General features: G+C 42.8%; 12 protein-coding genes. 9 read left to right on the plus strand and 3 right to left on the minus strand.

The window, feature by feature from the left end; all coding sequences use genetic code 11:
• The first annotated feature begins 3 nt into the window (after window positions 1–3).
• The gene (gene ldcB, locus LIZ08_RS04235) at window positions 4–783 is read left to right on the plus strand and encodes an LD-carboxypeptidase LdcB/DacB (protein WP_003007645.1); all 780 of its coding nucleotides are present in this window, start codon (window positions 4–6) and stop codon (window positions 781–783) included.
• A 315-nt stretch (window positions 784–1,098) separates the two neighbouring features.
• Here the strand turns inward: ldcB and LIZ08_RS04240 are convergent, their stop codons facing one another.
• From LIZ08_RS04240 to coaA, 3 genes are all read right to left on the minus strand, one after another.
• Window positions 1,099–1,608 (minus strand): DNA topology modulation protein, encoded by a 510-nt coding sequence (locus LIZ08_RS04240; protein ID WP_227038336.1) that lies wholly within the window; start codon window positions 1,606–1,608, stop codon window positions 1,099–1,101.
• 66 nt (window positions 1,609–1,674) lie between these two features.
• Window positions 1,675–1,923 (minus strand): 30S ribosomal protein S20, encoded by a 249-nt coding sequence (gene rpsT, locus LIZ08_RS04245; protein ID WP_003007640.1) that lies wholly within the window; start codon window positions 1,921–1,923, stop codon window positions 1,675–1,677.
• A gap of 96 nt (window positions 1,924–2,019) precedes the next feature.
• Window positions 2,020–2,940, minus strand: coding sequence for a type I pantothenate kinase (coaA, locus tag LIZ08_RS04250; protein ID WP_070449057.1), 921 nt, complete (start codon window positions 2,938–2,940; stop codon window positions 2,020–2,022).
• 90 nt (window positions 2,941–3,030) lie between these two features.
• On the opposite strand from coaA, the gene LIZ08_RS04255 reads away from it, so the two are divergent.
• From LIZ08_RS04255 to LIZ08_RS04290, 8 genes are all read left to right on the plus strand, one after another.
• Complete coding sequence (locus LIZ08_RS04255; protein ID WP_049506550.1) at window positions 3,031–3,624, plus strand: class I SAM-dependent methyltransferase; 594 nt, start codon at window positions 3,031–3,033, stop codon at window positions 3,622–3,624.
• On the plus strand, window positions 3,621–4,898 hold the full coding sequence (locus LIZ08_RS04260; RefSeq protein WP_061590810.1) for a pyrimidine-nucleoside phosphorylase: 1,278 nt from the start codon (window positions 3,621–3,623) through the stop codon (window positions 4,896–4,898). Before LIZ08_RS04255 ends, LIZ08_RS04260 begins: the two co-directional genes overlap by 4 nt.
• A 17-nt stretch (window positions 4,899–4,915) precedes the next feature.
• Window positions 4,916–5,578, plus strand: a complete 663-nt coding sequence (deoC, locus tag LIZ08_RS04265) for a deoxyribose-phosphate aldolase (protein ID WP_227038337.1) — start codon at window positions 4,916–4,918, stop codon at window positions 5,576–5,578.
• Window positions 5,565–5,954 (plus strand): cytidine deaminase, encoded by a 390-nt coding sequence (locus tag LIZ08_RS04270; protein WP_227038338.1) that lies wholly within the window; start codon window positions 5,565–5,567, stop codon window positions 5,952–5,954. The genes deoC and LIZ08_RS04270 overlap by 14 nt, the downstream gene beginning before the upstream one ends.
• A gap of 75 nt (window positions 5,955–6,029) precedes the next feature.
• Entirely contained in the window at window positions 6,030–7,091 is a 1,062-nt protein-coding gene (locus LIZ08_RS04275) for a BMP family lipoprotein (RefSeq protein WP_227038339.1), read from the plus strand.
• Window positions 7,092–7,225: 134 nt separating this feature from the next.
• A complete protein-coding gene (locus tag LIZ08_RS04280) occupies window positions 7,226–8,761 on the plus strand; it encodes an ABC transporter ATP-binding protein (protein WP_045759536.1) in 1,536 nt (511 codons plus the stop codon).
• Window positions 8,754–9,815, plus strand: a complete 1,062-nt coding sequence (locus tag LIZ08_RS04285) for an ABC transporter permease (protein ID WP_003007621.1) — start codon at window positions 8,754–8,756, stop codon at window positions 9,813–9,815. Before LIZ08_RS04280 ends, LIZ08_RS04285 begins: the two co-directional genes overlap by 8 nt.
• The gene (locus tag LIZ08_RS04290) at window positions 9,815–10,771 is read left to right on the plus strand and encodes an ABC transporter permease (protein WP_021153355.1); all 957 of its coding nucleotides are present in this window, start codon (window positions 9,815–9,817) and stop codon (window positions 10,769–10,771) included. The genes LIZ08_RS04285 and LIZ08_RS04290 overlap by 1 nt, the downstream gene beginning before the upstream one ends.
• The last annotated feature ends 95 nt before the right edge of the window (window positions 10,772–10,866 follow it).

Raw genomic sequence — 10,866 nt, forward strand, 5'->3', positions numbered from 1 at the left:
CCCATGAAAGCAAGATTTTCCAAATTAACTTTAGTGACAGTTGCCTTGTTAACCCTGACAGCTTGCTCCCAATCTCAATCCACTAGTTCTAAATCTTCTGCAAAAGAAGAAAGCAAACAAACGCAAACCAAGTCTTCCAAAGAAACGTCTTCTGCAAAGGATACGTCAAAAGAAACTGGCAAAGAAGAGTCGTCAAAAGCTGGTAAGTCAGATGTGAAAGTGGATTCTGGTGTGAGCTATAATGGTTCCTACTATAGTGTCAAAGGGAAATATGGTGAGGTCATGATCGCCAACAAACATTATCCCTTGTCGCCTGACTTTAACCCAGGGGAAGATCCTGAAGCTGTTTCAGCCCTTCATGAATTGATCGCAGCCATGCAGGCAGAAGGTTATCCGATCAGTGACCAATATAGTGGTTTTCGTAGCTACGACACCCAAGTTGGCCTCTACCAAAACTATGTCAATCAAGATGGTCAGGAGGCCGCAGATCGTTATTCTGCTAGACCAGGTTATAGTGAACACCAGACAGGTTTGACCTTTGATTTGATCGATACCAGTGGGAATCTGGTGACAGAACCTGGACCAAGTAAGTGGTTGCTCAAGAACGCAGCTAAATATGGATTTGTGGTTCGTTACCAAGAAGGTAAAGAAAAAGTGACAGGCTACATGCCTGAAAGCTGGCATCTCCGCTATATCGGAAAAGAAGCACAAGATATCGCTGACTCAGGTTTGAGTCTGGAAGAATACTATGGCTTCACCGGTGGCGATTACGTTGATAAATAAGAAAAGGTTGGGGTTGATATCCCAACCTTAAAATGTAGACAAACTACTTTAAAGTAAAATAAATTAAGCGATCCTGCTAAGAAATAAAATTGAGTTCCAATTTTTAGATTGGATCAAGAAAATATTGAAACTTTCCGCTGTGAGAAAAGTGCCTGAAACAATACAGTTTCAGGCACTCGGAATTATTGAGACCTTAGGCTCAATAATTAGTCATGGAACTTCGTAGAAGTTCGCTGACGTCCGTACTCACCTAAGGAAAGTTTTTAATATGACTTTGTCTACAATCTTAGGTTTGGGTTAAAATCTCCAACCTTTTTATTGTATGTTTTTTAGAAACTCATCCAGCTCTTTTTGGTTCTTGAGAGAGATAAATTTTTCGGGGTAGGTGGAGTGGATGTTTTGATACCTTTCTCTGGCAGTTTTTGTTCGTCCGTCCCAAAGAATCCAACGGATGAATTCCCAGTCAAAGCGTTCAGGGCAGCCTGCTGCCATACTCTCACGGACTCGGCCTTTATAACGGCGGTATCGTTTCCACCCTCTATAGAGGCAGTTCCAACGAGAGAAGTTGAGTAAGATGATCTGGTCGGCTTGCTCCATTCTCTCCTCATAGCAGCACCAAGAGTAATTGCCATCAATGACCCAGTCTTTATGATCGCTGAGAAACTGTCTCATCTCACCTTCCATCGTATCCCGGTCACTGTCTATCCAGCCCGGTTGAAATTGAAGGGTATCCATGTGGAGCTTGGGAATGGAGTAGTAGCGAGCTAAGTTTTCAGCCAAGGTGGATTTACCTGAGCCAGAATAGCCGATAATAACGATTTTCATAAGCACCTCTCAAAAAATTAGGCACAAAAAAAGCTCCGGAGAGCTTGATTTTTATGCTGTTCTTGATTAACCAAGTTTCGCTGCAAGACGTGCTTTATCACGGCTAGCTTTGTTCTTGTGGATCAAACCTTTAGTTTCTGCTTTATCGATAGCTGAGCTAGCAGCGCGGTAAAGTTCTTCAGATGGGTTTGCTTCAAAAGCTTTGATTGCAGTACGCATAGCTGATTTTTGAGCTGAGTTTTTTTCGTTTTGTTTAACGTTCAATTCAGCGCGTTTGATAGCTGATTTAATGTTTGCCAAGTTATTCACCTCCATTGATAATCTAACTATCTCATTATATATGAAAAGTTAAGATTTGACAAGCCTAAAATAGCTTTTCCTTAAAAAAGTACCGTTAACAGGCCATTTTCTCTAGCGTTTGAGATAAATTTCGTCGATTTCATGGTTGGTTGCCTTATGGAGAATCAGATCAGCTCGGTTTCTGGTTGGTTGGATGTAATGTTGCAAGTTGACTAAATTAATGGATTCCCAGACCTGATGGGCCATGCTTAAAACTTCTTCTAGGGGTTGCTCTGTAAATCGATAGTAGTAGTTATTGGGATCATTCTGAGCTAATGCAAGAAGTTTTTGGAAGCGATCGAGATACCAAGATTCGATATCATCAACTGCAGCATCCACATAGATCGAAAAATCAAAGAAATCGGTCATATAGAGACTGTCATTTTGCGGATTTTGAAAGACATTGATCCCTTCGACAATGACAAAATCAGCCGGTAAAATCGTTTGCTTCTCATCTGGGACAATATCGTATATTTCGTGGGAATAGACGGGGATTTCTACGCTCTTGTTGTTTTTGATTTGATTAAGAAAATCAAGGAGCAATTCCATATCATAGCTTTCCGGAAATCCTTTTCGATTGAGGATCTCTTGTTCTTTTAAGATAGCATTTGGATAGAGAAAACCATCCGTTGTTACCAACTCTACAGTCGAGCCTTCGAAGGTTCGTGACAGCAGGATTTGAAGTAAACGGCTAGTGGTAGATTTTCCAACCGCTACGCTTCCTGAAACACCAATGACAAAGGGTTGGCGCTCACTCGTTTTTTGAAGAAAAATACCTTTTGAGAAGGCCAAATCTTCTTTGGAACGCTTGTAGATGCCTATAAGGTTTGTCAAAGGCAGGTAGACGTCACGTACATCTTGGAGGTTGATGCGGTCGTTAAAACTTTTAATAGAATTGAGCTCTGTTTGAGAGAGTGGTGGGGTGGTTTTGCGGTGCAAATTTTGCCAGGTTTCCCGATTAATTTTTTCAAAATGTAGAAATTCTTTGTCCATATGTCACTCCTATTGTAGTCTTTAGTATACCAATTTTTAGAGGTCATGTAAACGATTTAAAAAAGGAGTGAATTATGATAAAATAACCTTATGAGTAAAATGTATTTCGATGTAAACCCAGATGCAGCCCATGATATTCATGATCTGGCTGTTGTTTTATTGGGACAAAAGATGAATTTTTATACGGACGCCGGCGTCTTTAGTAAAAAAATGATTGACTATGGAAGCCAGGTGCTCTTATCAACCCTGGATTTTCAAGAAGGGGAAAGTGTCCTCGATGTTGGCTGTGGCTATGGTCCAATTGGCCTCTCTCTAGCTAAAGCCCAGGGAGTCGCCGTGACCATGGTCGATGTCAATGAGAGGGCACTAGACTTGGCTAAGAAAAATGCTAGCCGAAACGGCGTGGAAGTTCAGATCTTTTCTTCGGATGTCTATGAAGCAGTCGAAGGGGTCTTTGACCATGTAATCAGTAATCCGCCGATCCGAGCTGGTAAGAAAGTGGTCCACCAAGTGATCACCGGTAGTTTTGAACATTTGAAACCAGGTGGAGACTTGACCATTGTCATTCAGAAAAAACAAGGAGCTCCGAGCGCTAAGGCCAAGATGGAAGAGACGTTTGGCAATTGTGAGACAGTAAAAAAAGACAAAGGCTATTATATTTTAAGAAGTGAGAAAGAATCATGAGAGCAGTAGATATCATTCAGAAAAAAAGAGATGGTCTTGCCTTAAACAAGGAAGAAATTGAATGGCTGATTGAGGGATATGTGGCTGGAACAGTTCCGGATTACCAAATGTCAGCTTTTGCTATGGCTGTTTATTTTAAGGGGATGACGACAGAAGAAATCTCTCATATGACCATGAAGATGGTCCAAACGGGGCAACAGTTTGATCTGTCAGCTATTCCAGGGATCAAGGTGGACAAACATTCGACTGGTGGTGTCGGAGACAAGGTGACCTTGGTCTTGGTGCCTTTGGTTGCAAGTTTCGGAGTGCCGGTTGCCAAAATGAGCGGTCGTGGCTTAGGCCACACGGGTGGAACCATCGATAAGTTGGAATCCATTAAAGGTTTCCAGATTGAACGGACCCAAGAGGAATTTATCCAGCAGGTGCAGGAGATCGGCTTATCGGTCATTGGTCAATCCGACCAACTTGTAAAAGCAGACAAACTTTTGTATGCTCTGCGTGATGTGACAGCGACAGTGGATACCATTCCTTTGATTGCTAGCTCCGTTATGAGTAAGAAAATCGCTGCTGGAGCGGATGCTATTCTTTTGGACGTGACGGTAGGCGAGGGTGCCTTCATGAAGAATATTGAGGATGCTCGTCGCTTAGCACGTACCATGGTGGATCTTGGAAATGCAGTGGGTCGGAAAACCATCGCTGTCATTACAGATATGAGCCAACCATTGGGAACCAGTATTGGCAATCGTTTAGAGATTTTGGAAGCCCTGGATATTCTGAAAGGACAGGGGCGCGCTGAAGTCACTGAGTTTATTTGTGAATTAGCGCAAATCATGTTGAAATTGGCCAATGTAGATCAATCGATTGAAGCCATCCTTGAACACTTGACCAATGGTCAAGCTTTAGCGAAGTTTGAAGAAATGGTGGTGGCTCAAGGTGGAGACTTAGAAGATTTGCATCGTCCCGTTAAAGTGGATCAGGTCCTTGAAGTAACAGCGGACCAAGATGGCGTCATTGCTGCTTTACCTGCCATGGAGTTTGGTTTGTTTGCTATGCGCCTGGGTGCTGGTCGTGCTGTCAAATCGGATCCCCTCGATTATGAAACAGGGATTGTGTTTGACAAAAAAGTGGGAGAGCACGTCAAAAAAGGGGAACGCATTGCTCGCATTTTCATGAATGAAAAAAATTCACAAGAAAGAGTTACAGAATTCAAAAAAAATGTTAAAATACTAGAAAGGGCTGAAAGCGTTAAAGAAATTATTGAAATAATATCTTAAGCAGCTCAGGAGATTGTATGAAGTTAAATAAATATATCGATCACACTCTTTTAAAACCAGATGCGCAACAAGAACAGATCGAAAAGCTGATCGAAGAAGCCAAGGCTTATGATTTTGCGAGTGTCTGTGTGAACCCGACATGGGTGAATTTTGCGGCTGAGGGCTTGCGCGATTCAGACGTTAAAGTTTGTACCGTCATTGGTTTTCCTTTAGGAGCAAATACACCATTTGTCAAAGCGTGTGAAACAAAAAATGCGATTCAAAATGGTGCCGATGAGATTGACATGGTCATTAATATCGGGGCTCTTAAGTCTAAGAATTTAGCACTAGTTGAGGAAGATATCCAAGCGGTAGTCGAAGCGAGCGGTGATAAGCTGGTCAAAGTCATCATTGAGACTTGTCTCTTAAACGATGATGAAAAGATCGTTGCTTGTCAAATTGCTAAGTTAGCTGGCGCAGACTTTGTGAAGACTTCAACTGGCTTCTCAACTGGAGGAGCAACGGTAGAAGATGTGGCCTTAATGCGTCAAACTGTTGGACCCGACATGGGTGTTAAGGCTTCTGGTGGTGCTCGCTCTTATGAAGATGCTCTTGCTTTTATCGAAGCTGGTGCGACCCGTATTGGGACTTCTTCTGGTGTAGCCATCATGGAAGGAAAGGTGGCTCATGGCGACTACTGAGTTGATCAACTTAGCAGTTGAAGTGAGTAAACAAGCCTATGTGCCTTACTCTCATTTCCCAATTGGAGCTGTACTGCTAACGAAGGATGGAGAAATCTATACAGGGGTCAATATAGAAAATGCCAGTTTTGGTTTAACCAACTGTGGAGAACGGACAGCCATTTTTAAAGCTGTTTCTGAAGGAGCTCGTGAGTTTCAAGAGCTCATTATCTACGGGCAAACAGAAAAGCCCATCTCTCCATGTGGTGCTTGTCGCCAGGTCATGGCTGAATTTTTTGAGCCAGACCTTCCTGTAACCTTAGTATCTAAAGATAAATCGACGGTCGTGATGACGGTCAAGGAATTACTTCCATATTCCTTTACAGACTTGACTTAATGGGTCTGTGAGGCGGTCTTTTGACCCTTTCAATACTTCGCAACAATGTTGCACAATAATTTAGGAGGTTCAGTAATGAACAAGAAACAATGGCTAGGCCTTGGTCTAGTAACTGTCGCTGCTATCGGACTTGCAGCATGTGGAAATCGTGCGTCTAAAAAAGATAGCGCTAACTCAGAATCTAAAACAGATTTGAAAGCTGCTATCATTACCGATACTGGTGGTGTGGATGACAAATCATTCAACCAATCTGCTTGGGAAGGTTTGCAAGCTTGGGGTAAAGAAAACGGTCTTTCTAAAGGGAACGGATTTGACTACTTCCAATCAACAGATGAATCTCAATATGCGACAAACCTTGATGAAGCTGTTTCTAACGACTACAAATTGATCTTTGGTGTTGGTTTTGCCTTGAGCGACTCTGTTAAAAAAGCTGCAAAAGACAACCAAGATGTGAACTATGTCATCATCGATGACCGTATTGAAGGACAAAAGAACGTAGCATCTGCTGTTTATGCCGATAACGAAGCTGGTTACCTTGCTGGTATCGCTGCTGCAAAAACTACAAAAACTAAACAAGTTGGTTTTGTAGGTGGTATGGAAAGTGAAGTTATCACTCGTTTCCGCGCTGGATTTGAAGCTGGTGTTAAATCTGTTGACCCATCTATCAAAGTTCAAGTAGACTACGCTGGTTCGTTCGGTGACTCTGCTAAAGGTAAAACAATTGCTGCTGCACAATACGCTGCAGGTGCAGACGTTATCTACCAAGTAGCTGGTGGTACTGGTGCAGGTGTCTTCTCTGAAGCTAAAGACTTGAACGAGAAGAAAAATGAAGACGAAAAAGTTTGGGTTCTTGGTGTTGACCGTGACCAAAAAGCTGAAGGTGAATACACTTCTAAAGATGGTAAAAAATCTAACTTTGTATTGGCTTCAAGCTTGAAGAAAGTCGGAGAATCTGTAAAAGACTTGGCTAAGAAAACTGCTGACGGTAAATTCCCTGGCGGTAAAGTGATTACTTATAGCTTGAAAGATGGTGGAGTTGATTTGACAACTGACAACCTTTCTGCAGATGCTAAAAAAGCAGTCGAAGATGTTAAAGCTAAAATCCTTGACGGGTCTCTTAAAGTTCCTGAAAAATAATATTTGATTGGATCGGCCCGACCTTCAAGGGCCGTTCCTTTTAATAAATTGAGACATTTTTGTCTCAGTAAAATCTATTAGCAACCCTAGTAGATTTTATTGAAATAAAAATAGATTTGAAAGGAAACACCCCCATGACACATGAATATGTCATCGAAATGCGTGAGATTACCAAAAAATTTGGTGACTTTGTAGCAAATGACAAGATTAATCTTCAGTTGCGCAAAGGTGAAATCCATGCACTTCTTGGAGAAAATGGTGCAGGGAAATCTACCCTGATGAATATGCTGGCTGGTTTGTTGGAACCAACTAGCGGAGACATCGTGGTAAATGGAAAAACTGTTAACCTAGACTCACCTTCAAAAGCAGCTTCTTTAGGAATTGGAATGGTGCACCAACACTTTATGTTGGTTGAAGCTTTCACTGTTGCTGAAAATATCATCCTTGGTTCTGAAACCACTAAACACGGTGTTTTGGACCTTAAGAAAGCCAGTCAAGATATCCTTGACTTGTCTAAAAAATATGGCTTGGCAGTAGATCCAAATGCTAAAGTTGAGGATATTTCCGTTGGTGCGCAGCAACGTGTGGAAATCTTAAAGACGCTTTATCGTGGAGCCGACATCCTAATCTTCGATGAACCAACTGCGGTGTTGACACCAGCTGAAATCGAAGAATTGATGACAATCATGAAGAACTTGGCGAATGAAGGAAAATCCATTATCTTGATTACGCACAAGTTGGATGAAATCCGTGCTGTTTCTGACCGCGTCACAGTTATCCGTCGTGGTAAATCGATTGAGACAGTCGAGATTGGTGGAGCTACTAACCAAGACTTGGCCGAAATGATGGTCGGCCGTTCTGTTTCCTTTAAGACTGAAAAAGGTCCTTCTCAACCGAAAGAAGTGGTCTTGTCGATCGAAAACTTGGTTGTAAACGAAAACCGTGGTGTCCCAGCTGTTAAGAATTTGTCACTGGAACTTCGTGCTGGTGAAGTCGTTGGGATCGCAGGGATTGATGGAAATGGTCAGTCTGAGTTGATCCAAGCCATTACAGGTCTACGGAAGGTAAAATCGGGTTCAATTAAGATTAAAGGCAAGGATGTTGTAGGACTACGTCCACGTCAAATCACAGAAATGAAGGTAGGGCACGTCCCTGAAGACCGTCACCGGGATGGTTTGGTCCTTGATATGATGATCTCTGAAAACATGGCTCTTCAAACCTACTATAAAGAACCTCTTAGCAAGAATGGTATTTTGAATTATCCAAATATTACCTCTTATGCCAAGAAGTTGATGGAAGAGTTTGACGTTCGTGCAGCCAGTGAAGTGGTACCTGCTAAGGCTCTCTCTGGAGGGAACCAGCAAAAAGCCATTATCGCTCGGGAAATCGATCGCGATCCAGATCTCTTGATCGTTAGCCAGCCGACTCGTGGATTGGACGTTGGAGCGATCGAATATATCCACAAACGCTTGATCCAAGAACGGGATAATGGAAAAGCCGTTCTGGTTGTCAGTTTTGAATTAGATGAAATTTTGAATGTTTCTGACCGTATTGCGGTTATTCATGATGGGAAGATCCAAGGGATCGTAACCCCTGAAACAACGAATAAGCAAGAACTTGGAATCCTCATGGCAGGAGGACAAGTAAAGGAGGGAGCATCAAATGAATAAGAATTTAAAACAAATTGCCGTTCCATTGGTGTCTGTCCTTTTAGGATTGGTCTTAGGTGCCATTATTATGTGGGCCTTCAGCTATGATGCCCTTTGGGGATATGAATTGCTGTTTAAGAAAGCCTTTGGTTCGATTAAGAGTTGGGGAAATATTTCCCGTGCCATGGGGCCACTGATTTTGGTTGCTCTTGGATTTTCAGTAGCTAGCCGGGCCGGCTTCTTTAACGTTGGACTTCCTGGTCAGGCTTTTGCAGGATGGATCATGGCGACTTGGTTTGCCCTCTCCTTCCCAAATATGCCTCGCTTACTGATGATTCCGATGACCGTTTTGATTGCGGCTATTGCAGGTGGATTTATTGGAGCGATTCCTGGTTTCCTTCGTGCCTATCTCGGAACCAGTGAGGTCATCATCACCATTATGATGAACTACATTGTTCTCTATGGTGGGAATGCCTTGATACATAGCTTCCCAGCTTCCTTGATGAAAAACAAGGACTCAACCATTGATGTGGGAGCCAACGCTGTCTACCAGACGGAGTGGTTGCGTAATTTGACGGACAAATCACAAATGAACATCGGGATCTTCTTTGCCATCATCGCAGTGGTGGTCATCTGGTTCTTGATGAAGAAAACAACACTTGGTTTTGAAATCCGTGCCGTTGGTCTCAATGCGAATGCGGCAGAATACGCAGGGATGTCTGCAAAACGGACCATTATCCTTTCTATGATCATTTCTGGTGCTCTTGCTGGTATTGGTGGGGTAGCAGAAGGTCTAGGTATTTACTCAAATGTCTATGTTCAAACAAGCTCAATGAGTGTTGGATTTAACGGAATGGCCGTTGCCCTTCTTGCGATGAATTCACCAATTGGTATTCCATTTGCTGCCTTCTTGTTTGGTGCACTTCAAATTGGGGGAGTTGGTATGAAGCCAGCTGCAATCCCTGAAGAAGTCGTTCAAATTGTGACAGCATCCATTATCTTCTTCGTATGTGCCCACTACATTATCGAAAAGATGATCTCGATGCGTTCAGCTAAAAAAGGAGGAGCAAACTAATGAGTATTGTAACGATTTTAAGTATTCTTGTTTCCTCTATGATTGTGTATGCGGCGCCGCTGATCTTCACAAGTATCGGAGGAGCATACTCAGAACACGCTGGGGTTGTTAACGTTGGTCTGGAAGGAATCATGGTTATGGGAGCCTTCTCAGGTATTATCTTTAACTTGACTTTTGAGCCTGAGTTAGGAAGTTTGACACCATGGTTGTCCTTGATCGTTGCTGCAGGAATTGGAGTACTCTTCTCCTTGATCCACGCGGTGGCAACCATTCATTTCCGTGCTGACCATATCGTCTCAGGTACAGTATTGAACTTGATGGCACCTCCATTGGCAGTCTTTCTTGTCAAAGCGATGTACAATAAGGGGCAAACGGATAATATCAAAGTTGCCTTTGGGAAAACATCTATTCCAGTCTTATCTAAAATTCCGGTCATTGGGGATATTTTCTTCAACAATGCCAGCATCATCGGCTGGGTTGCGATTCTATTTTCATTCTTTGCTTGGTTTATCATGTTCAAGACGAAATTTGGATTGCGTCTTCGTTCAGTTGGTGAACACCCACAAGCAGCAGATACATTGGGAATCAATGTATATAGAATGCGCTACTTAGGAGTGATGATCTCAGGTGCTCTTGCAGGAATCGGAGGAGCCATTTACGCTCAGTCAGTTTCTGTTAACTTCGCGGTGACGACTATTGTAGGTCCTGGATTTATCGCCCTTGCGGCTATGATTTTCGGGAAATGGAACCCAATCGGGGCCATGCTTGCTAGTCTCTTCTTTGGAGCTTCTCAAAGTTTGGCTGTTATCGGGAATCAATTGCCTTTGCTTAAAGGGATCCCATCCATCTACTTGCAAATTGCGCCTTACGTTTTGACCATGGTTGTCTTGGCAGCCTTCTTTGGACAAGCAGTTGCGCCAAAAGCAGATGGTGTTAACTACATTAAATCGAAATAATGCACAGAGAGAGGTTGGGACAAAAGTCCTAGCCTCTCAATTGTTTTTGGATTGTCGAGTAAGACGCAGTGGTTGAGTGGGCTCTACTACGCTGA

The sequence above is a fragment of the Streptococcus sp. 210928-DFI.4.42 genome (assembly GCF_020554365.1).
Taxonomy (GTDB): domain Bacteria; phylum Bacillota; class Bacilli; order Lactobacillales; family Streptococcaceae; genus Streptococcus; species Streptococcus parasanguinis_S.